This is a genomic window from Actinotalea caeni, assembly GCF_009733795.1.
GTDB classification, from domain to species: Bacteria; Actinomycetota; Actinomycetes; order Actinomycetales; family Beutenbergiaceae; genus Pseudactinotalea; species Pseudactinotalea caeni.
In genome coordinates, this window is record NZ_WNXX01000002.1 from 179,400 (window position 1) to 200,977 (window position 21,578).

16 protein-coding genes are annotated in these 21,578 nt (G+C 73.4%); 12 read left to right on the plus strand and 4 right to left on the minus strand.

The window, feature by feature from the left end; genetic code table 11:
- The 5 genes from GPA02_RS02700 (at position 1) to GPA02_RS02720 (ending at position 3,830) form a co-directional block, all read left to right on the plus strand.
- On the plus strand, positions 1-1,170 hold the full coding sequence (locus GPA02_RS02700) for a glycosyltransferase family 4 protein (protein WP_156198308.1): 1,170 nt from the start codon (positions 1-3) through the stop codon (positions 1,168-1,170).
- 108 nt (positions 1,171-1,278) lie between these two features.
- Positions 1,279-1,539, plus strand: a complete 261-nt coding sequence (locus GPA02_RS02705; protein ID WP_156198309.1) for a hypothetical protein — start codon at positions 1,279-1,281, stop codon at positions 1,537-1,539.
- A 23-nt stretch (positions 1,540-1,562) separates the two neighbouring features.
- On the plus strand, positions 1,563-2,930 hold the full coding sequence (locus tag GPA02_RS02710; protein WP_156198310.1) for a DUF6895 family protein: 1,368 nt from the start codon (positions 1,563-1,565) through the stop codon (positions 2,928-2,930).
- Positions 2,931-2,940: 10 nt separating this feature from the next.
- Positions 2,941-3,279 (plus strand): hypothetical protein, encoded by a 339-nt coding sequence (locus GPA02_RS02715; RefSeq protein ID WP_156198311.1) that lies wholly within the window; start codon positions 2,941-2,943, stop codon positions 3,277-3,279.
- A gap of 71 nt (positions 3,280-3,350) precedes the next feature.
- Positions 3,351-3,830 carry a DUF456 domain-containing protein gene (locus GPA02_RS02720; RefSeq protein WP_240133834.1) on the plus strand — a complete coding sequence of 160 codons (480 nt, stop codon included), beginning with the start codon at positions 3,351-3,353 and terminating at the stop codon, positions 3,828-3,830.
- A gap of 24 nt (positions 3,831-3,854) precedes the next feature.
- On the opposite strand, the gene GPA02_RS02725 is transcribed toward GPA02_RS02720, so the two are convergent.
- The 3 genes from GPA02_RS02725 to GPA02_RS02735 are packed head-to-tail and all read right to left on the minus strand — an operon-like array spanning position 3,855 to position 6,852.
- The gene (locus GPA02_RS02725) at positions 3,855-4,472 is read right to left on the minus strand and encodes a response regulator (RefSeq protein WP_156198312.1); all 618 of its coding nucleotides are present in this window, start codon (positions 4,470-4,472) and stop codon (positions 3,855-3,857) included.
- On the minus strand, positions 4,469-5,674 hold the full coding sequence (locus tag GPA02_RS02730) for a sensor histidine kinase (protein ID WP_156198313.1): 1,206 nt from the start codon (positions 5,672-5,674) through the stop codon (positions 4,469-4,471). Before GPA02_RS02730 ends, GPA02_RS02725 begins: the two co-directional genes overlap by 4 nt.
- The gene (locus tag GPA02_RS02735; protein ID WP_156198314.1) at positions 5,671-6,852 is read right to left on the minus strand and encodes a DUF418 domain-containing protein; all 1,182 of its coding nucleotides are present in this window, start codon (positions 6,850-6,852) and stop codon (positions 5,671-5,673) included. Before GPA02_RS02735 ends, GPA02_RS02730 begins: the two co-directional genes overlap by 4 nt.
- A gap of 133 nt (positions 6,853-6,985) precedes the next feature.
- On the opposite strand from GPA02_RS02735, the gene GPA02_RS02740 reads away from it, so the two are divergent.
- Together GPA02_RS02740 and pcrA are read left to right on the plus strand one after the other, a co-directional pair.
- Entirely contained in the window at positions 6,986-7,756 is a 771-nt protein-coding gene (locus GPA02_RS02740; RefSeq protein WP_156198315.1) for an SDR family oxidoreductase, read from the plus strand.
- A 48-nt stretch (positions 7,757-7,804) separates the two neighbouring features.
- Positions 7,805-10,270 (plus strand): DNA helicase PcrA, encoded by a 2,466-nt coding sequence (pcrA, locus tag GPA02_RS02745; protein WP_156198316.1) that lies wholly within the window; start codon positions 7,805-7,807, stop codon positions 10,268-10,270.
- 172 nt (positions 10,271-10,442) lie between these two features.
- Here pcrA and GPA02_RS02750 read toward each other — a convergent pair whose 3' ends face one another.
- Positions 10,443-13,487 carry a PIG-L family deacetylase gene (locus tag GPA02_RS02750; protein WP_162457683.1) on the minus strand — a complete coding sequence of 1,015 codons (3,045 nt, stop codon included), beginning with the start codon at positions 13,485-13,487 and terminating at the stop codon, positions 10,443-10,445.
- Positions 13,488-13,718: 231 nt separating this feature from the next.
- Here GPA02_RS02750 and GPA02_RS02755 point away from each other — a divergent pair, with 231 nt between their 5' ends.
- The 5 genes from GPA02_RS02755 (at position 13,719) to GPA02_RS18775 (ending at position 21,532) form a co-directional block, all read left to right on the plus strand.
- Entirely contained in the window at positions 13,719-14,945 is a 1,227-nt protein-coding gene (locus GPA02_RS02755) for an ROK family transcriptional regulator (RefSeq protein ID WP_162457684.1), read from the plus strand.
- Between the two features lie 84 nt (positions 14,946-15,029).
- A complete protein-coding gene (locus tag GPA02_RS02760) occupies positions 15,030-16,121 on the plus strand; it encodes an ABC transporter substrate-binding protein (RefSeq protein WP_156198319.1) in 1,092 nt (363 codons plus the stop codon).
- Positions 16,122-16,195: 74 nt separating this feature from the next.
- The gene (locus GPA02_RS02765) at positions 16,196-17,323 is read left to right on the plus strand and encodes an ABC transporter ATP-binding protein (RefSeq protein ID WP_156198320.1); all 1,128 of its coding nucleotides are present in this window, start codon (positions 16,196-16,198) and stop codon (positions 17,321-17,323) included.
- Positions 17,320-19,068: an ABC transporter permease gene (locus GPA02_RS02770; RefSeq protein WP_156198321.1), complete on the plus strand. Its 1,749-nt coding sequence runs from the start codon at positions 17,320-17,322 to the stop codon at positions 19,066-19,068. Before GPA02_RS02765 ends, GPA02_RS02770 begins: the two co-directional genes overlap by 4 nt.
- A gap of 25 nt (positions 19,069-19,093) precedes the next feature.
- Positions 19,094-21,532 carry a PfkB family carbohydrate kinase gene (locus GPA02_RS18775; RefSeq protein ID WP_162457685.1) on the plus strand — a complete coding sequence of 813 codons (2,439 nt, stop codon included), beginning with the start codon at positions 19,094-19,096 and terminating at the stop codon, positions 21,530-21,532.
- The last annotated feature ends 46 nt before the right edge of the window (positions 21,533-21,578 follow it).

Below are 21,578 nucleotides of genomic sequence, written 5' to 3' on the forward strand. Positions count from 1 at the left end.
GTGCGGATCGTCCACGTCTCCGACTGCTACGCGCCGCGGGTCGGGGGCATCGAGAGCCAGGTGCAGGACCTGGCGACGCACCAGGCCCGCCGGGGCGACGCCGTCCACGTGCTCACCGCGACCGCGCTCGAGCGCGGCGCGCAGATGCAGGGCCGCAGCCGCTACCGCGCGAGCACGACCGACGCCCCCGGGCTGCGCGTGCACCGGCTCGCCTCCCGCACGACCTTCGGGCTCCCGGTGCACCCGCGCGGCCTGTGGCTGGTGCGGCGCGCCCTCAAGCTGCTCAAGCCCGACGTCGTGCACGTGCACGCCGGGGTCGTCTCGCCGTTCGCGTACGACGGCGCCCGCGCGGCCCGGTCGCTCGGGCTGCCGCTCGCGATCACCTGGCACTGCATGCTCGACGGCGTCGAGAGCCTCGTCGCGGCCGGGGCCCGCGCCACCGGGTGGGACGACGCGCCGTTCGCGCCGAGTGCCGTCAGCACCGTCGCCGCCGAGCGGGTCGCGGACGCGCTGGGCCGCGGCGACGTGTCGGTGCTGCCCAACGGGCTGGACCTCGAGCCCTGGCGTGCCGCGGCCGCGCACCCGGTCGAGCGGTCGCACCCCGGCACGCTGCGCGTGGTCGCGACGCAGCGGCTGGCCCCGCGCAAGCGCACGACGCCGCTGATCTCCGCGGTGGCGCGCGCGAGCGAGCGGCTGGGGCGCAACCCCGACGGCACGCCGCGGGTCGCGTTGACGCTCGTCGGCGGCGGCCCGAGCGAGTCGCAGGTCCGCGCCGACGTCGCCGCGCGCCGGCTCGACGACGTCGTGACGATCGTCGGCAAGGTGCCCCGGGCGGTGCTGCCGACGCTCTACCGCGACCAGGACGTGTTCGTCGCGCCCGCGGTGCTGGAGGCCTTCGGGATCGCCGCGCTCGAGGCGCGTGCCGCCGGGCTGGTCGTCGTGGGCCGGTCCGGCACCGGGCTGAGCGAGTTCGTCGAGGACGGCGTCAACGGGTTCCTCGTGCCGTCCGACGCCGGCATCACCGACGCGCTCGTGCGCCTCGCGTCGGAGCCCGACCTGCTCGCGAGCACCCGCCGCACCAACGCAGGCGTCGCGCCCGCCGTCGCGTGGCCCGACGTGCTGCAGGTGGCCGACGACCTCTACGAGCGCGCGGTGGTCGCTCGCTCCTAGCGCCGCCCCGCGTGTATCAGGACGTCGCCGCGCGGTGTCCTCACCGATGAGACCGACGCTCGCCGGCCTCCGGCGCCGGGCGACTCCGGCACGACTCGAGGAGTGGGTATGGGCGAGGACATGCACGACAGGATCGCCGAGCGGTTCGTGGGCTCCGGCGCGGTGGACTTCGAGGCGGCCGGGAAGTTCCTGGCCGAGATCGGTCCCGAGCTCACGCTGCGCGACACGGGCCTGCACGGGTTCGCGTTCGGGAAGTTCAACATGCTCGCGTGCTTCCTCCGCGCGGACGACCTGGGTCGGGTCTTCAAGAACCTGGGCGACATGGCGGCGCTGAACGACGCCGTCGACGTCCCGCGGTCGTCGGCGTAGGCCGTCGGCACACGGCAGGGCTCGTGACCACGACGCCACGGCCCGGCACGGATCGGGGAGGCGCCGGTCGGCTCGCGCACGCGCCGGGCCGGCCGGTGTCCCCGGACGGCGGGGCCTGGGAGATCCGCGGACCGGTCGGGCGGCTCGTCGGCGCGCTCGAGCTCGCGTGCGTGGTCGTCGACGACTTCGGCGACGACGGCTACGAGGACGGCGAGCGTCCGGTGCTCTCGTTCGGCCCGGAGAAGGTCGTGGCCGAGGCGGCGATGCTCGCCCACGTCGCGCACGGCCTCGCACCGGGGGCGGACGCCGCGGTGCGCGGGCTCGTCGACCGCCTCGCGCCGCGGGCGCGCTCGCGGCGCGCGCTGGCCGACATGGCGCTGCGGCCCGAGATGGTCGTCAAGCGGGCCGTGCCGCACGTGCTGCTGGAGCGGCTCGGCAGCCACGACGGCGCCGTCGACGACCTCGCCGCCCAGCGGTGCGCCGCCGTCCTGCGGCACGCGGTCGACCAGCCGGCCACGGTGCTCGCCGAGCGTCGGTGGCTGTGCTCGCTGTGGCCGCGGCTGCGTGCGGCCGGGCCGCCGCAGCTGCGCGGCTCCACCCTCGAGCGGCCGCTCGACCTGCGCTCGGAGTCGCGCGAGGACGCCTACGGGCTGACCCACATGCTCTTCTACGTCACCGATCTCGGCCGCCGGCCGCCCGACGCCGCGCTGCTGCGCGACCCGCGATCGGTGCTCGCCGACGTCGAGGGGCTCCTCGCCCGCTACCTCGACCACGGCGACTACGACCTCGTCGGCGAGCTGCTGATGGCGTGGCCGCTGCTGCGGGTCCCGTGGAGCCCGGCGGCCGCGTTCGCGTTCCGGCTGCTCGCCGACGTCGAGGACGAGGTCGGGCTGCTGCCGTGCGGCAACGTCGACCCGGAGCGGCTCGCACGCCTCGACGGTGCCGAGCGCACCCGCTACGCGCGGGCGATGTCCTACCACACGGCCCTCGTCATGGGCTTCCTGTGCGCGGCCGCGCTGCGCGCCGACCTGCCGGCGGCGGTTCCGGCCGCCACGGTCCCGCGTGGCTGGCACCGGTTCCGCGCGCTCGTCGACGACGACACCAGCCACTGGCTGCCGGCCTTCGACGCCGCGGCGGAGCCGGACAAGGAGCGGCTCACGCCACTGGTGCGCGACCTCGCGCTCACGCAGGCGATGCGGCACCAGGACCTGGCGCGGGCGGGGGAGGCGCTGGCGCTGTCCGCGGCGCTCGCCCTGCCGCCCAGCGCGTCGACGCGCGCGGTCTCCGACCGCCTGCACGCGCTCGACCACGCGCGCCGGGTCGCGGGACGGCGGGTCCCGACCGCGAACGACGGCGCGAATGATTCGCGACAGGCTGTCGGGAAGCGGTAACGTCTCGGTCATGGAGATCGTTCACGGTGTTCTGCTGGTCCTGCACCTCATCGGCTGGGCGATCGTGCTCGGCGGCGTGGTCGCCTCGATGCGCAGCCGGACGGTGCCGGCCGGTGCCTGGCACGGGATCCTGACCGCGCTCGTCACGGGCGTGCTCATGGTCGGCGTGCTGGAGATGGGCGACGACCACGTCAACAACGTGAAGATCGGCGTCAAGCTCCTCGTCGCGATCGTGGTCGCCGTCCTCGTGTGGCGCGGCCGCAAGCAGGAGGAGGTCACCAACGGCTACCTCGGCGCGATCGCGGGCCTGGTGGCGCTCAACGTCGCGCTCGCGGTGCTCTGGCGCTGACCCGCTGACCCGGACCCGCGGGGACGCGGCGTCGCGCCCCGCGCGGTCGTGCCGCGCGGCACACTGAGCCCGTGACGGCGTTCGAGCTGCTGTGCGCGGCGATCATGCTCGTCGGCCTGGTCGGGGTCGTCGTGCAGGTGCTGCCCGGCACCCTGCTCGTGCTCGCCGGCGTGCTGCTGTGGGCCACCGAGACCCAGACCGGGGTCGCGTGGCTCGTGCTCGCGGTGGCCGTCGTCGCCGTCGCCCTCGCCTGGGTGGGCAAGTACGTGCTCGCCGGCCGCGGTCTCAAGCGGGCCGCCGTGCCCAACCGCACGCTCGTCGTCGGCGGTGCGCTCGGCGTCGTCGGGTTCTTCCTCCTCCCGGTCGTCGGGCTGCCGCTGCTGTTCGTGCTCGGCGTCTACCTCGCCGAGCAGCTGCGGCTGCACGACCGCAGGAAGGCGTGGGCCTCGACCAAGGCCGCGATCCGCGCGACCGGCGTGACGATCCTCGTCGAGCTGGCGGGCGCGATGGTCGCGGTGGGCGCCTGGGTGCTCGCGGTGCTGCTGACCTGATCGCCGGGCGGCCACGCCGACGGCTCAGATCTCCCGCGCCGGGTCCAGCAGCCCCGCGCGGTACCCGGCCGCGACCGCCGAGGCGCGGTCGAGGGCGCCGAGCTTGGCGCACACGTGCTGGAGGTGGGTCTTGACCGTCGCCTCGCCCAGGCGCAGCCGGGTGGCGATCTGCCGGTTGGTCAGCCCGGCGGCGACCAGCCGCAGCACCTCCAGCTCGCGCGGGCTCGGCGCCGCAGGCCCGGCGCCGGGGTCCGGCACCGACCGCCCGAGCAGCCGGCCGCCGTGACGGGCCGTGCGCACGGCGTCGAGCAGCTCGGCACGCCCGGTGTCCTTGACGAGGTAGCCGTCGGCGCCGGCGTCGAGCGCGGTGCGGACGTCGGCGGGCGTCGCGTAGGTGCTGAGCACGAGCACCACGAGATCGGGGTGCTCGGCACGCGCCCGCCGCACCAGGGTCCCGGGCTCGGCGTCGGGCAGGCGCAGGTCGGCGAGCAGCACGTCGCACGGCGTGGCCGCCAGCACGGCGAGCGCCTCGGAGGTCGACGCCGCCTCGCCCACGACCTCGACGTCCGCGGCGACCGCGAGCTGGCCGCGCACGCCGTCGCGCACCACCGGGTGGTCGTCGACGACCACGACCCGGATCACGAGATCGCCCCGGGCTCGGTCGGGGCGAGCATCGTCACCGTCGCGCCGCGGCCCGGGGCGGCGGCGATCTCCAGGCGCCCGCCGACGGCGTCCATCCGCTCGGCCATGATCGCCAGGCCGCTGCCGCCGTGGGCGGCGTCGGGGTCGAAGCCCCGCCCGTCGTCGACGACGTCGACGCACACCGCCTCGCCGAGGAACGACAGCGTCACCGTGACCGTGCAGGCGTCGGCGTGCCGCAGCGCGTTGCGCACCGCCTCGCCCGCGACGCGCAGCAGCGCGTCGGCGGTCGTGTCCGGGAGCGCGCTCACCTCGCCGTCGACGACGAGGCGCAGCCGTGCGTCGGCGGTCGCCGCGTGCTGTCGCACCAGCCGGTCGAGCGCCTCGGCGAGACCGTCGCCAGGGGTGAGGGCTCGCATGCTCGTCACCGACGTCCGTGCCTGCCGGAGCGCGGAACGGGCGAGCGCGAGGCTCCGCTCGACCCGGTCGGTGACCGTGCCGCCCGGCCCTGCCTCGGCGAGCAGGGCCTCGAGCTGGGCGACGACGCCCGCGAGGTCGGCCGCGAGCGTGTCGTGGATCTCGGCGGCGATCCGGGTCCGCTCGCGCGCGACCCCGCGCTGGTGGGCGTTCTCGACGAGCTCCGCCTGCAGGTCGGCGTTGCGGCGCAGCGCACGCTCGAGGTCGGCGTTGGTGCGCGCGAGCTCGGCGAGCGCGGCCCGCCTGCCCGCCGACTCGTCCTCGACCGCGCGGATCGACCAGCCGGCGACGGCGGCGACGACACCACCCGCGAGCGTGACGACGACGTTCTCGACGGCCGGTGTGAGCAGTCCGGGGATCCCGAGCATCGCCGCCGCGGTCAGCGCCACCCCGAGGTAGGCCCAGCCGCCGGGCAGCGCGACGAACGCCAGCGCGAAGCAGACCAGGTAGACGAGCAGGAACGTGAACGACAGCCTGAACAGCGCCGCCGAGGCGGCGACCAGACCGACGAAGTACACGAGCATCGGGACCGTCCGGCTCTCCAGCCAGCCCGGGTGCAGCACCGCCCACCAGGTGTGCCACGCCAGCAGCGCCGCGCACAGCCCGAGCAGCAGCGGCAGCCGCGGCTGCTCGCGCACCGCGACCAGGGTCGCCGACGCCACCACCAGCACGTAGGGCAGCGCCAGCCACATCCGGGTGACGGGCGCCGACGCCTCGTGCGAGGTCATGGTCCGATCGTGGCAGCCTGCGGCCGGGCGAACCAGCGCAGCAGCCGCTCCGCCGGTCCGGATCGTCCGGCGCGCTCCAGCGCGACCGCGAGCACCACGGTCGCCACCCACGTGAGGGCCGCGACCCCGGCGGCGGCCGCGGTGCCGAGCCGGGCGCCCAGCCCGAGCGCCCAGGCCGACAGCAGCGGGGCCAGCACCACGCTCTGGGCGAGGTAGCACGTGAGCGAGCGCGCGCCGGTCGCGCGCAGCGCCCGCCCCGCCCAGGACCGCACGAGGCGGCCGTGCGTGCACAGCCACCCGGCCAGCGCCGCGTAGCCGAGCCCGCACGCCACGCCGCTGAGGACGTGCAGCCCGGAGAACCACGCCTCGCTCCCGGCCGGCAGCGCGACCGCACCACCGGTCGCGAGCGCCATCGGCAGACCGCCCAGCCAGCCCACGGCCACACCGACGACCGCGGCGGCGAGGAGGGGGCGCCGTCGGGACGCGACGTCGCCGAGGAGGTCGCGCCGTCCGGCGACGACGCCGACCAGCAGCGCTGGCACGACGGCGAGGAGGCCGAACGGGGTCATCAGCCACTCGACGCCGCGCCACAGCAGCGCCTCCAGCGGCTCCTCGATCGCCATCGACCAGAACAGCTCGCGCTCGGTGCGCACCCGCGGGTCGGCGTAGACGATGCCCTGCACGACCACGGCCACGGGCAGGGTCGCCGCCGCCACGACGAGCAGCCGTCGGTCGGACCAACGCGCCGACGCACCCGCGAGCAGCACCCCGAGCAGCCCGTACCAGCCGAGGATGTCGCCGGAGAACGCCAGGGCGGCGTGCAGCGCGCCGAGCAGCACCAGGCCGAGCCCTCGGCGCCGCAGGTAGCCGCGCACGCCCGCCTCCGACCAGCCACGCTCCCGCCGCGTCGCCACGATCCGCGCCAGCCCGTACCCGTACAGCGCGGCGAACATCGGGTAGGCGCGGGCGTCGACGGTCGCGGTCAGCAGCCCGGTGACCAGCGGATCCAGCGCACCGTCGGTGACGACGTGGTGCCGCAGCCCGTAGGGGTGGTCGTAGAGGTAGATCATCACGTTGGCGAGCGCGATGGCCAGCAGCATCGCGCCTCTCGCCAGGTCGGGGGCCGGGTCGCGCCGCGCACGCGTGCGGGTGGGCGCCGAGCTGCTCGTCGTGGTCATGCTCGTGACGCTAGGAGCGGCCCGCGAGGTGCGGCATCCCCGGATCGGTGGATGCTCCCGACCCCCGCCGACCCCCTCGTGCCCGTGCGCGCTCGCCCCCTACGGTGGGAGCACCCACACGCAAGGAGGAGCCATGGAGGGCAAGGTCGCGCTGGTGACGGGCGCAGGGTCCGGCATCGGGAAGGCCTCGGCGCTGCTGCTCGCCGAGCGCGGTGCTGCGGTGACGCTCGTGGGCCGCACGGCCGACCAGCTCGAGGAGGTGGCCCAGAGCATCCGCGACGCGGGTGGGACGGCGATCACCGCCGTGGCGGATGTCGCCGAGGAGGGGGCCGTCAACGAGGCCGTGCGCGTGACGGTCGAGCAGCTCGGCGGGCTCGACGTCGTCGTCGCCAACGCGGGCGTCAACGGCACCTGGGCAGGCATCGACGAGCTCACGGTCGACGACTTCCGCTCCACGATCGAGATCAACCTGGTGGGCACGTTCGTGACGATCAAGGCGGCGGTGCCGCACATGCGGCGCGGCGGCTCGGTCGTGGTGACGTCCTCGGTCAACGGGTCGAGGATCTTCTCCAACAGCGGCGCGACGGCGTACTCGGCCTCGAAGGCCGGCCAGATCGCGATCGCGAAGATGCTCGCGGTCGAGCTGGGGCCGCGGGGGATCCGCGTCAACGTCATCTGCCCGGGCGCGATCGACACCGAGATCTCCGACAACACCGACGCCCGCAACGAGGACGTCAAGATCCCGGTCGAGTTCCCGCGCGGCCCGATCCCGCTCACCGGGAAGAAGCCGGGCACCTCGGAGCAGGTCGGCGAGCTGGTGGCGTTCCTCGCCTCCGACGCCGCCAGCCACATCAGCGGCACCGAGGTGTGGATCGACGGCGCGCAGTCGTTGCTGCAGGGCTGAGCGCGGCCGGGGCTAGCGTCGCCGCCAGCGCCTAGGCTGGGCGGCGCGATGACCTCTCTCTTCAGCGACCTCCCGCTCCCTGGTCTCGAGTCCGGCCCGCGGCCCGACGTCGAGTCCCACCTGCCGCGCGTCGTGCCGCCCCGCGAGGGTGGTGACGACGGCACCGACGGTACGGACGGTGCCGATTCCCGCCGCGGCGGCTCGCTGGTCGCCGAGGCGCTGCTGGAGGGTCTCAACCCGCCCCAGAAGCAGGCGGTCACCCACGAGGGCGGGCAGCTGCTGATCATCGCGGGCGCCGGCTCCGGCAAGACCCGGGTGCTCACGCACCGCATCGCCTACCTGCTCGCGACCGGGCGCGCGAAGCCCGGCGAGGTGCTGGCGATCACGTTCACCAACAAGGCCGCGGCCGAGATGCGCGAACGGGTCGAGGAGCTGGTGGGGCCGCGCGCCCGCAGCATGTGGGTCTCGACGTTCCACTCGGCATGCGTGCGGATCCTGCGCCGGGAGGCGAAGACGATCGGGCTGCGCTCGAGCTTCTCGATCTACGACGCCGCGGACTCCCAGCGCCTGATGACGCTGGTGTGCCGCGAGCTCGACCTCGACCCCAAGCGCTACCCGCCCAAGGCGTTCAGCCATCGGGTCTCCGACCTCAAGAACGAGCTGGTCGACGCCGACGCCTACGCAGCGACGGTCGGCAGCAACCCGTTCGAGCAGAACCTCGCGGCGGCCTACAAGCGCTACAGCGAGCGGCTGCGGCAGGCGCACGCGCTCGACTTCGACGACCTCATCATGACGACGGTGCACATGCTCCAGGCGTTCCCGGACGTCGCGGAGCACTACCGGCGCCGGTTCCGGCACGTGCTCGTCGACGAGTACCAGGACACCAACCACGCGCAGTACGTGCTGGTGCGTGAGCTGGTCGGGATGCGACCCGACGGGTCCTGGGCGACCGAGGGCGTCGAGCCCGCGGAGCTGACGGTCGTCGGCGACGCCGACCAGTCGATCTACGCCTTCCGCGGCGCCACGATCCGCAACATCATCGAGTTCGAGACCGACTACCCGGACGCCGCCACGATCCTGCTCGAGCAGAACTACCGCTCGACGCAGACGATCCTGTCCGCCGCGAACGCCGTCATCGCCCGCAACCCCGGCCGCAAGCGCAAGAACCTGTGGACCGACTCCGGCGCCGGGCCGAAGATCGTCGGCTACGTCGCGGACAACGAGCACGAGGAGGCGCGCTTCATCGCCTCCGAGATCGATCGGCTCGCCGACTCCGACGGCGTCAAGCCCGGCGACGTCGCGATCTTCTACCGCACCAACGCCCAGTCGCGCGCGCTCGAGGAGGTGCTCGTGCGGGTCGGGCTGCCGTACAAGGTGGTCGGCGGCACCCGGTTCTACGAGCGGCGCGAGATCAAGGACGCGATCGCCTACCTGCGTGCGATCGCCAACCCCGACGACGCCGTCAACATCCGACGCATCCTCAACGTGCCCAAGCGCGGGCTGGGGGAGCGCAGCGAGGCGATGATCACCGCGCACGCCGAGCGCGAGCGGATCAGCTTCGGTGCCGCCGTCGGGCAGGCCGACGACATCCTCGGGCTGGCGCCGCGTGCGGCGGCGACCGTCAAGGAGTTCGCGGCGATGCTCGACCGGCTGCGCGGCATGGCCGCCGCCGGCGCGACGCCTGCCGAGCTGCTCGACACCGTGCTGGAGGAGTCCGGCTACCTGCGCGAGCTGCGCGCGAGCGAGGACCCGCAGGACGCCAGCCGCGTGGAGAACCTCGCCGAGCTGCACGCGGTCGCGGCCGAGTTCGCCGAGACCGATCCCGAGGGCGACCTGGGCGACTTCCTCGAGCGGGTGGCGCTGGTCGCCGACGCCGACCAGATCCCCGAGGGCGCGGGGGAGTCCGGCGTCATCACGCTGATGACCGTGCACACGGCCAAGGGGTTGGAGTTCCCGGTGGTGTTCGTGACCGGTCTGGAGGACGGCACGTTCCCGCACCAGCGCAGCCTCGCCGACGCCGACGAGCTCGCGGAGGAGCGGCGCCTCGCCTACGTCGCGCTCACCCGGGCGCGCGAGCGGCTCTACGTCTCGCGGGCCGCGGTGCGGACCGCCTTCGGGATGCCGAACGAGCTGCCCGAGTCGCGGTTCCTCGCCGACGTGCCGGAGGAGCTGATCGACTGGAAGCGGCGCGAGTCCTCGATGCAGCGCTACCGCGGCGGCTCGTTCACGGGCGGCTACGGCTCGACGGGCCCGCGCACCTCGCGGCTCGCCGAGCGGCGCGCCCGCAAGGAGGCCGTGCCGCCCTCGCCCGACGCCCCGAAGTTCGGTTCCGCGACGCCGCGCGCCGATGTGCCGAACCTCGAGGTCGGCGACCGCGTCACGCACGACGCCTACGGCATGGGCCGGGTGGTCGCGATCGAGAGCAGCGGCGCCAACGCCGTCGCGAAGATCGACTTCGGCGACTCGGGCACCAAGCGGCTGCTGCTGCGGTACTCCCCGGTCACGAAGCTGTAGCGCCCTCGCGGACCCGACGTCGCTCGGGGGCGGTTCTGCCGTCGAAGCACGAAGCCCTGCCGTCGAGGACGAGGGGTGTGCCACTCGTTCTCGACGGCAGGGCTCGTTCGGGATGGGCGGCCTATCGGCGCGAGGGAGGCGGGGGCGCCCGGAGGCGCCCCCGCCCCGTCTCTCATCGGGCGTAGAACGCCCGGCGGTCGGTCACGCTCGTCTGCGTGCCGGCCGTCGTCGCCCGGATCTCGAGCTCGTTGCGGTTGCCACCCGGACGCACGCCGTCACCGGGCTTGAGCGAGGCGGTCGCGCCCGAGCTCGTCACGGTGAACCGCTTCGTCACGTCGCGCCCGTTGAGCGTCGCCGTGAACGAGCCCGCGGCGATCGCGTCGTCGAAGGCGACCGACACAGACACCGGCACCGAGACCTGCTGGTCCTGCGCCGGGCTGACGATGCTGACGCCGCCGGCGCCCGATCCCGTCGTGAGCGCCGTGGCCGCAGCCGAGACGGCACCCGTGGAGGTCTCGAAGGAGACCGCCACGGTCGCCCCGGCAGCCGCGCCCGGCGCGGTGACCGTGAGCGTCGCGGCACCCGAGCCGACCTGCTGCTGCGACGACCCGAGGATCTCGGTGCCGTCCCAGACGTAGGCGCGAACCGTCCCCGACTGCGGGGCGTCGACCTTGACGGTGATCGTGTCGCCGCTGGCGACCGCGGACCGCAGGGCCAGCGGCTTCGCCGTGGGCGCGAACCCGCCGAGCGGCACCAGGTCGGTCGCCGACTGCAGGATCGACTGCGGCGACTCGACCGATCGGGCTGCGGTGTCGGGGATGATCGGCTCCTTGCGCTGCGAGCCGAGGTCCGGCACACCGGGCACGGTGAGGATGCCCCAGCGCCACGGGTCGGCACGCATGCCCGGGAAGGTCGACCACCCGACGCGCCGCTGCGCGGCCTTGTTCTGGGTGTCGGAGTCGTTGACGACCACGTTGAACCCGACGTGCTGAGGGTCGATGTTGTCCGGCAGCACGTCGAACGGGATCTTCACCTCCATGTCGTAGCCGGTGTAGTCGGCCTCGTTGTCCGCCATCACGACCGCGACCTCCATGCCGGGCGCGGTGATGTGAGCCTCGCCCTGCCAGTTGTCGCGGTCTCGGCCGACGCCGGGCGCACCGGTCATCGAGTCCATCGACGGCATGATCCCGCCGATGAACGTGTAGCCCGTGTGCGGGGCGTCGCCACGCGGGTCGAAGTAGATCTCCACCGAGTCGGTACGACGCTGCCGCTTGTTGTCCTCGACCGGCAGGATCGTGCCGCGGATGTCGTCCTGGACGGAGATGAACAGGTAGAAGTTCTCGTCGTCGTGGGTGATCCACGCGTCGCACGAGATGCTGTCGCTCGTGCCACCCGCGGGGCTCCCGTCCCAGATCGTGCTCGCCGGGATCGGGTCGCCCGGGTACTCCTGGGGGTCACGGACGCCGTCGATCACCGGGGTGGTCGCGGCGCGCTGCACCTCGTAGCTCGGCACCAGGTTCATGACGACCTCGCGGGTCGCCGTGCCGCCGCTGCTCGTGGCCACCACCGAGACGGGCCAGCTGCCGCCGTTGGGACCGCGGTTGGCGGTGGGCAGCGTGGTGTCGGTGTTGGTGACCTCGAAGCTGACGGTCGTCGTCGCGCCCGCGGCGAGCCCGGAGTAGGGCACCGACGCCGGTGACGCCTCGAAGCCGGCCGGGAGCGTGAGCGAGACCGAACCGGACTGCGTCGTGCTCGAGAAGTTCTCCACGACGATGTCCAGCGTGCGGGTGCGGCCCTGCCCGAGCGGGAACAGCTCGGGGAGGAGCACGTCGAGGTGCTTCATGTTCAGCCCCTTGGTCCAGGAGCGGAACGACTGGATCTCCTCCAGCGGCGTGATCGTCGCCTCGACCGCTCCGGCGACCCGCAGCGGCGCGAAGGTCGTGCCGCTGCCGTTGGCCGCGGTCAGCGTCGCCTCGAGGCGCAGCTGGGTGCCGGGGGTGGCGTCGGCGGGCGCGGTGACCTCCAGGGTCACCGTGTGGGAGCGACCCTCCTTGAGCGCGGGCACCTTGGCGCGGCCCGGCACGCGCCAGCCGTCCGGTGCGCTGAGCGTCAGGAAGCCGGCCGGCAGCTTCTTGCCGGCTGCGGTCACGGTGACGGCGACCTCGAGGCGCTGACCCGCCACGACCTCGAACCGCTCGGGGCGCACCTCGATGAGGGTGCCCAGCGGCAGCCCGCCGCTGATCGGCAGCGCGGCGCCGCGCAGGGCCGCCTCGCCACCGCTGGTGGGGTCGACGAGCGGAGACCGCGAGTGGATGACGGTGTACCAGGAGTTGGAGATGCGCTCCGGGTCCGTGGTGGTCGGCGCCCGGTCGGCCCAGCCCTGGGTGACGTAGGCCCAGCGGGCCTGGTCGAGCAGCTGGGACCAGAGCTTGCCGTTCTTCTCGCTGTAGGTGCCGTTCCAGCAGCCGAAGACGACGTCGGAGGCGACCCGCGGGGTGTAGCCGGCGGCCACGCCGCCCGGGCCGGACGCACCCGAGCCGGTCGCACCGGCGCGCAGGATGCGCCGGGGCTGCCAGGGCTCGAAGCCCTCGGCGGCGTGCTCGGGGAAGCGGTTCGGGTCACCGGCCGCGAAGTACGCCTCGACGGCGAACATCGCCGCCTGCTGGTGGTTGCCGTGGTTGCCCTCGGTCGCCGAGGGGTTCATCGTGACGATGACGTCGGGCCGCGTCGCGCGGACCACCCGAACGATGCGGTTCAGGACGGCCTCGCCGCCCCAGATCTGCGCCGACAGCGGGGCGCTCGCGGTGTACCAGAAGTCGGGGGCGTCGAGGTTGAAGACGTTCTCGATGCCCGCGAAGCCGACGGCGATGCGCTCCTCGGCCTCGCGCAGCAGACCCAGCGGCGGGCCCTCCTCGAGGCCGACGGCGTTGCCGCCACCCTCACCGCGCGTGATCGTGATGACGCCGGCCTCCATGCCGTGGAACTCGTTCCACTGACCGAGGGTGCCGAGCGTGCTCGCCTCGTCGTCCGGGTGCGCGCCGATGAACAGCACGTTGAGCTTCTTGGCACCGCCGGGTGCGGCCAGTGCCTGCTCGGCAGGCGTCAGGCCGGACCAGTCGAACGTGCTCATAGCCGCGGCGAGACCCAGCGTCCCGCCCGCCTTGAGGACGGTGCGTCGGGACATCCCGGCGCAGGTGGATGAGGGTGTCTGTCCCATGTGAGGACGGTTTCCTTTCGGTAGGGCGCGCCACTTCGGTGTGACGGACGCCATACTTCATACCGAGAAAAAAGCGGCGACGTCAAGCAATGTCCACCCCTCAAGCGCGGCAAGCGCTCTCCGGCTCTGAGCGTTTCAGCAGGCTGAAGCGATGGGCACTTACTTCGACCACACCGTGGGCACGGGTTGCGCTGGGAGGTTCCTGCAATCTATAAAGAAACCGTGTCACCGATGACGCCCGACCCCACGACACCGCGCGACGCGCCCACCTCGAGCGCTGCCATGCGCGCAGCGCGGCTCGAGAGCGCCGTCGGCGCGCTGCTCAGTCGCGGCGCGATGTCGCGCACCGAGCTCTCGCGCGTGACCGGCTACTCGCCGTCGTCGATGACCGCCACGATCAGAGAGCTGATGGCGGAGGGCTACGTCAGCGAGGTCGGCCAGCTCAAGTCGACCGGTGGCCGCCGCCAGACCCTGCTGCAGTTCGACCGCGGGGCCGTGGTCCTCACGCTCGTGACGATCGGGACGACCCATCTCCACGTCAGCCAGATCGGGATGGACGGCACCGTCCACGTCCACATCCGCCGCGGCCTCGACCACGACGACCCGACCGCGAGCCTCGTGCAGGCGATCGAGACGCTGCACCAGGTGGCGGAGCGCCCGTCCGTCTGCGTGGTCGTGTCGATGCCCGGTGTGGTCTCGGCCGAGGGGGTCGTCACCCTGGCGCCGGCGTTCGGCGCGCCGTTGCCGGTCAGCCTTGCCGACGAGCTGCGCGCGGCGACGGGGCTCCCGGTCATCATCGACAACGACGTCAACCTGCTCGCGCTGGGGGAGACGATCGCTGGTGCGGCGCGCGACGTGCAGGACGTCGCGCTGATCTACGTCGGCGACGGCATCGGTGCCGCGCTCGTGCTCGGCGGCGTCGTGCACCGCGGTGCCTCGCAGTCCGCCGGTGAGATCGGGTTCCTGCCCTGGGAGCGCGTGCGCCCGCTGGCCGACCGCGCCGTCGGCCCGCTGGAGGCGCGGTGGTCGGCCGCTGCGCTCACGGGGCAGGCCGAGGAGATCGGGATCGAGCCCGGCGACCGGAGCGTCCTCGCGGCGCTGGGCGCGAGCCCCGACCCGCGTGCGCGCGAGCTCGTCGACGGCGCGGTCGAGGCCTGGTCCTACGCCGCGGTCGTCACCGCCTGCCTGCTCGACCCGGCCGCGGTGGTGTTCGCCGGCGAGGCGGTGCACCTGCCGGACTGGGCGCGTGCCGACCTCGAGCGTCGCGTCGTCGAGGCCGTCCCCGCCCCCGTGCAGGTGCGGTTCGCCGAGCTCGGCGAGGAGGCGATCGCACACGGCGCGATCGCCCGGCTCGAGGCCCGGCCCCGGCTCGTCCTCGACCTGCGCGAGCAGCCGGAGCCAGAGGAACCCGAGGAACCCGAGCGGTCCGCCGCCGCGGACCCGGCCCCCGTCGGCTGACCTGCCCTCCCCACACGCACCACGCATCGTTGCGGCCCGTCGGTCCCGGCGGTCCTCCTCACCCCCCCCTTGAAAGGAACACGCATGATCTCTCGTCGTTCGTTCTTGACCGCCGGCGTCGTCGCCGGGTCGGTCGCGGCGCTCACCGCCTGCGGCCTCGACTCCGGCTCCGGCGGCTCGTCGTCCGCCCCCAGCGCCTCCGACGGTGGCGAGCAGGGCGGCGGTGCGACCCCCGTGCCGTTCACGATCTACACCGCGCGCGACAAGGAGCTCGCCGAGCAGGTCGTGGCCGACTTCGAGGCCGCGTACCCCGAGTGGGCCGGCATGGCCACGATCCTGACCCTCGGCGCGCAGGAGGCGCTGGAGCGCGTCCGCGCCGAGAAGGCCAACCCGCAGGGTGACATCTGGTGGGGCGGCACCCGTCAGCAGCTCTCGCAGGGCGCGGCGGACGGCGTGCTCGCCCCGGCCCCGCAGGAGGTCATCGACGCGGTGGCACCCCAGTACCGCGACGCCGACGGCCTGTGGATCGGCGAGATGAAGCTCGCCGAGCTGTTCATGGTGAACACCGACATGATGTCGATCGACGAGGCGCCCGCCGACTGGGACGACCTGCTCGCGCCCGAGATGAAGAACCAGATCGCGATCCGCGACGTCGAGGCCTCCGGCACGATGCGCTCGATCTACTGCGCGATGATCGACCACGCCGACGCGAGCTCGCCCGAGCCCGGCTACGAGTGGCTGCTCAAGCTCGACGCCAACACCAAGGTGTACGCGGCGAACCCGACCGACCTCTACCAGCGGATCAGCCGCCAGGAGGCCGCGGTGTCGCTGTGGAACCTGCAGGACATCATGCTGCAGAACACCGGCGACTTCCCGATGCTCGCCCCCAAGGTGCCGGCCTCGGGCGCGCCGATGCTCATCGACGGTCTCGCGAAGATCGCCGGCGGGCCCGGCTCGGACGGTGCCGACCTGTTCATCTCCTTCCTCATGAGCGAGGAGGTGCAGGGCAAGCTCGCCGAGGAGCGCTTCCAGATCCCCACCATCGAGCTGGGCTCCGAGCCGCAGTGGCTGGCCGACCTGGAGCTCACCGAGCTCGAGGTGGACTGGGACCGCATCGCCGAGAACGAGGCCGAGTGGATCGGCTACTGGGCCTCGAACATCAAGGACAAGGGCTGATCCAGCCGTCGGTGCGCGAGGGGTGGGCCGGCACGCGTCGACCCACCCCTCGCCCCCGCGACCCCAGGAGCGTCATGACGTCCGTCGAGCTCAGCCACGTCACCAAGACCTACGGTGCGGCCGCACCCTCGGTCGACGACCTCTCTCTCACCATCGAGGACGGAGAGTTCTTCACGCTGCTGGGTCCCTCCGGCTGCGGGAAGTCGACGACCCTGCGGATGGTGGCCGGGTTCGTCGCACCGACGTCGGGCACGATCCGCTTCGGCGAGCGGGACGTGACCAGCGCGCCGCCGTACAAGCGCGACACCGGCATGGTCTTCCAGAGCTACGCGCTCTTCCCGCACATGGACGTCGCGGAGAACGTCGGGTACGGGCTGCGGATGCGCAAGGTCGCCACCGCCGAGCGACGGACGCGCGTCGACGAGGCGCTCGCCGTCGTCGGCCTGGCGGGCTACGGCGAACGACGCATCGACCAGCTCTCCGGCGGGCAGCAGCAGCGCGTGGCCCTCGCCCGCGCCCTCGTGGTGCAGCCCTCGGTGCTCCTCCTCGACGAGCCGCTGTCCAACCTGGACGCCAAGCTGCGCGACGAGACCCGCAGCCAGATCCGCGAGATCCAGCGCAAGGCCGGCACCACGAGCATCTACGTCACGCACGACCAGGCCGAGGCGATGGCGATGTCGGACCGCATCGCGGTCATGAACGGCGGTGTGCTGCACCAGCTGGGCGAGCCGCGCGAGGTGTACCGGCGGCCGGCGACGGCGTTCGTCGCGCGGTTCATCGGACGCTCCAACGTGCTGCCGGGCGTCGTCGAGGGCCGAGACGGCGGCACCGCGGCGGTCAGGCTGACCGACGGCTCGCTCCTGCACACCCCCGTCGCCGTCGACGGCGGAGCGGGCGACGTCGCGGTCGGCGACGAGATCGCGCTGTCGGTCCGCTCGGAGGCCGTCGAGCTGCTGGGCCCCGCGCCCGCGGCCGCGGACCGGGCGGAGGGCACGATCCACGCGCGCCTCGCCATGGTCGAGTTCACCGGCTCCAGCTGCATGCTGGGGCTCGACCTGCTGGACGGCGCGGACGACGAGGCGGCGGGGCAGGCCGACCGTCGCATCCTCATCACGATCCCGGACACCGACGACCTGCCCCGGACGGGCGATGTCGTCGCGCTGCGCCCCGACCCGGCGCGCATCTGGATGGTGGCGCGATGACCGCGCTGCCCTCGCGGCTGCGACGCCGCTCGGGGCTGACCGCGGCCGACCGCTTCGTCTACGTGCTGGCGCTGCCGCTGGTCGGGATCCTTCTCGTCTACATCGTCTTCCCGATGATCGCGACGTTCGTGACCTCGACGGGGGACGACGGCGCCGCGTACGCCGACTTCACGTCGGGCTCCTCGGGCCGCGCCCTCGTCCTCTCGGTGGGCATCTCGGTCGCGTCGGTGCTGACCGCGGGCCTGGTCGGCGGCGCGCTGGCCGTGCTGCTCACGCGGTTCGAGTTCCCCGGCAGGGCGGCCCTGCGCGTGTTCGCGCTGCTCCCGATGGCGCTGCCGCCGCTCATCGGGGCGATGACGTTCTACTACCTCTACGGGGCGTCCGGCATCGTGCCGAGGCTGGTCCAGGAGACGCTGGGCATCGCCGCCGGCTCGGTGGCCGCCGACGGCGTCTGGGGTGTGCTGCTCGTGCACACCATGACGATGTACCCGTACTTCTACCTCTCGGTCTCCGCCGGGCTGGCGGGCTCCGACGCCTCCCTCGAGGAGGCCGCGATGAACCTCGGCGCGTCGCGCGCGACGATGTGGCGCACCGTGCTGCTGCCGATGCTGACGCCGGCGCTCGTCTCCGGCGCGCTGCTGACCTTCATGGTCTCGATGGCGTCCTTCACGGCGCCGCAGTTCTACAACGTCAACACCCTGACGATGCGGATCGTGGCGTCCAAGACGTCGGGCAGCTACGAGCTCGCGGCCGCGCAGTCGACCGTGCTGTCGCTGGTCTCGATCCTGTTCCTGCTGCTCATGCGCTGGTACCAGAACCGCCGCTCGACGCGCAGCGCCTCCAAGGGGACGCCGCAGGCGCTGAAGGTCGTCCACGGCGCGCTGCCGCGCACTCTCGCGGCGGTCGGCTCGGCGCTGCTGGTCGTCGTGCTCGTCGCGCCGGTCGCGACCATCCTGCTGCTGTCGTTCACCGTCGACGGCACCTGGACGGTCCAGATCCTGCCGCCGGAGTACACGCTCGAGAACTTCACGACCATCTTCACCGACCCGCGCAGCCTGCGCCCGCTGCTGGTGTCCAGCCAGATGTCCGGCCTGGCGATGCTGGCGTCGATCGTCGTCGGCGTCCTCACCGCGTGGGTGGTCGCACGCTGGAAGGGCCGCGGCGCGGGCGTGCTCGACGTCATGATCATGCTGCCGTGGGCGCTGCCCGGCACCGTGGTCGGCATCAACATCGTGACCGCGTTCGCCGCGCCGACGCCGTTCAACCTGGGCCAGGTGTTCATCGGGTCGCTGTGGATCCTGCCGCTGGCGTACTTCATCCGGTTCGTGCCGCTGGTGTTCCGCAACGCGGCGGCGTCGCTCGCGCAGATCGACCCCTCGGTCGAGGAGGCCGCGCAGAACCTCGGTGCCGGCCCGTGGCGCACGTTGCGTACCGTCACGCTGCCGCTCATGACGCGCGGCGTCCTGGCGGGTGCGCTGATGGCGTTCGTGCAGGGCTTCGGCGAGTACGTCGCCTCGGTCGTGGTCTACCCCGCGCGGTTCGCGCCGCTGTCGGTCGAGATCTACAACCGTCAGTACGCGAACGAGCTGGGTTCGGCGTTCGCCTACGGCTCGCTGCAGATGCTCGCCATCCTGGTGGTGCTGATCATCTCCGAGCTGCTCGAGAACCCCCGCTGGCGGCGCCGGAGGTCGTCGGCCTCGCCCCCGGCGGTGACGGCCGTGCCCACGCAGCCCGTCACCGTCTGACGACCCCGGAAGGATCTCCCCCGCCGTGACCTCGAACCCGAGCCAGGGGCGCGTCCCGCTGCGCACCCGCGAGGACCTGTCGATCTACTGGGACAACCACCTGCGGGTGGCGTTCCAGGAGTCGGCGCCGCACGACCTCCCCGCGATGGTCGAGGCCTCGCTCGCGCACGTGCTGATGCTGCGCGAGACCGGGGCCCTGCCCGCGCAGCGCGCCGACCGGCTGCTCGCCGGTCTGCACGTGCTCTGGGGGGAGCTCGGTCCCGAGCCCGGTCGCACTTCGTGGCGTCCGCGCGTGGCGTCCTACCCCTTCGACGGGAGCGTCGAGGACCCGTACTACTACCTCGAGCAGCAGCTCGCGCGAGCCTGCGGCATCGAGACCGCCGAGCTCGACGTGCAGCTCGCCCGGAGCCGCAACGACCTCGACGCCGGTGTGTTCCGGATGATCCTGCGCCGGGGCATCCTCGACGTGGCGGACCTGCTGCTGCAGACCGCCTCCGACGTCGTCGCGCAGGCGCGCGTGCTCGACGGCGCGCTGATCATCGGGCACACCCACCGTCGTCCCGCGCAGCCGACCACGATCGGGCACGTGCTGTCCGGGCTGGCCGAGGCGCTGCTGTCGCAGGCGCAGGACCTCGTCGGCATCTACGACGAGATGAACGTCTCGCCGCTGGGGTCGGCGGCCTTCACGGGCACGGACGTGCCGGTCGACGCGCAGCGGGTCGCGGACCTGCTGGGCTTCCGCTCGACCTTCACGGCCTCCTACGAGGCCGTCGCCGGTGCCGAGCACTTCATGCGGCTGGCGGCCCTGCACGGTCGCGTGACAGCGACCGCGGCCCGCTTCGCCCGTGTGCTGCAGGAGTGGATGAACCTGCGGTGGGTGCGCACGCCCGCCTCCTTCTCGCAGGGCTCCTCGATCATGCCGCAGAAGCAGAACCCGGTCGTGCTCGAGCACATGGTCTCGATGGCGGGCGCCACCAACGCGGACATGATGGCCGTCTACACGACGATCGCGGCCGGCTGGTACGAGGACTCCAACAACGCCACCACCGACGTCCAGAAGCAGCTGTGGGCGTCGACCGACCGCGTGGAGCGGCTGCTGCGCCTGTACGACGGCGTGATCGGTGAGCTCGAGGTCGAGCAGCTGCCCAGCGAGGCCGACATCGTGCGCAGCGGTGCGACCACGACGGCGGTGGCCGAGGCGCTCGCGCGTCACGAGGTCCCGTGGCGTGCGGCGCACGACGTCGTCGGCACGCTGTTTCGGGCGGGCGACCCGCTGACCTGGACGCCGGCGCAGGTCGCCGCGGCGCTCGCCGACGCCGGCCTGGCCGACGAGGCACTCGTCGACGTGGTCATGAGCTCGGGGCGGGAGCCGTCCCGCGTCCTCGACCGCACCCAGCCGGGCAGCCCGGGGCGTGCGGCCGTCCACGCGGCCCTCGACGTCGCCGAGGCTCGTGCCCGTGCGCTGGCCGGCGAGTTCGCGGCCCGCAGGCGCCACATCGACCGTGCGCGCGAGCGGCTGCTGCGGCTCACGGGCGCCGGCTCCCGGCCCACCGCGGCCACGCTGACCGTCGTCGGCAACACCAACCTCGACGTGATCGTGCACGAGGCCACCGAGGTGCCCGAGCCGGGTACCGAGCGCATCGTTCCCGACATCGAGGTGCGGCTGGGCGGGTCGGCGGCGATCGCCGCGGTGCGCGCGGCCCAGCTCGGCGTCCCGACCCGCCTGGTGTCCCGCGTGGGCGACGACCCCGGCACGACCGTGCTGCGCGACCTGCTCGAGCACGAGCTCCTCGAGCCCGACCTCCGGGTGGCCGAGGGGGAGCGGTCCGGCCTGACCGTCGTGGCCGAGGCACGTGGCCGCGACCGCTCGTTCCTGTCCTCCCTCGGTGCGATGGCGGCGCTGCGGCCCGAGGACGTCACCGACGACGCGCTCGACGCGCGCATCGTGCTGTGCAGCGGCTACTTCCTGCTGCCGTCCCTGCAGGGGCCGGGTCTGGCGCTGCTCCTGGACCGTGCGCGCGCCGCGGGCGCCCGCACCGCGCTCGACACCGGTCACCCCGACGGCGGATGGACCGAGGCCGCACGGACCGGCCTGCTCTCCGAGGTGCTCGCGCACGTCGACCTGTTCCTGCCGAACGAGGACGAGCTGCTCGGGCTCACCGGGGCCGGCGACGTGGAGACGGCGGCCGCGCGTCTCGCCGCGACCGGCACCACCGTCGTCGCCAAGCTGGGCGCGGACGGCGCGCTCGTCGCCGACCGCACGGGTGTGCGCCGGTTCGCCACCCGCTCGGTGGAGCCGGTCGACACGACCGGCGCGGGTGACGCCTTCAACGCCGCGTTCCTGCGAGCGCTGCTGCGCGGTTCCGGCCTCGACGACGCCGCACGCTTCGCCGTCGGGCTGGCGACCTCGCTGGTGGCGACCGAGCCCGAGGGGCGCGAGGCGCTGCTGTTCTCGCTGCGCTGAGCGCCGCGCTCGTGCGCGGCGAGCGGCGTCGGCAGGAGAGCAAGAT

Bases quoted from the DNA above. Each gene is read 5' to 3' on its own strand.
- pcrA (WP_156198316.1), top strand. From the start codon at position 7,805: ATGACCTCTCTCTTCAGCGACCTCCCGCTCCCTGGTCTCGAGTCCGGC.
- GPA02_RS02770 (WP_156198321.1), top strand. From the start codon at position 17,320: ATGACCGCGCTGCCCTCGCGGCTGCGACGCCGCTCGGGGCTGACCGCG.
- GPA02_RS02740 (WP_156198315.1), top strand. From the start codon at position 6,986: ATGGAGGGCAAGGTCGCGCTGGTGACGGGCGCAGGGTCCGGCATCGGG.
- GPA02_RS02730 (WP_156198313.1), bottom strand. From the start codon at position 5,674: ATGACCTCGCACGAGGCGTCGGCGCCCGTCACCCGGATGTGGCTGGCG.
- GPA02_RS02765 (WP_156198320.1), top strand. From the start codon at position 16,196: ATGACGTCCGTCGAGCTCAGCCACGTCACCAAGACCTACGGTGCGGCC.
- GPA02_RS02750 (WP_162457683.1), bottom strand. From the start codon at position 13,487: ATGGGACAGACACCCTCATCCACCTGCGCCGGGATGTCCCGACGCACC.
- GPA02_RS02755 (WP_162457684.1), top strand. From the start codon at position 13,719: ATGACGCCCGACCCCACGACACCGCGCGACGCGCCCACCTCGAGCGCT.
- GPA02_RS02715 (WP_156198311.1), top strand. From the start codon at position 2,941: ATGGAGATCGTTCACGGTGTTCTGCTGGTCCTGCACCTCATCGGCTGG.
- GPA02_RS02705 (WP_156198309.1), top strand. From the start codon at position 1,279: ATGGGCGAGGACATGCACGACAGGATCGCCGAGCGGTTCGTGGGCTCC.
- GPA02_RS02760 (WP_156198319.1), top strand. From the start codon at position 15,030: ATGATCTCTCGTCGTTCGTTCTTGACCGCCGGCGTCGTCGCCGGGTCG.
- GPA02_RS02735 (WP_156198314.1), bottom strand. From the start codon at position 6,852: ATGACCACGACGAGCAGCTCGGCGCCCACCCGCACGCGTGCGCGGCGC.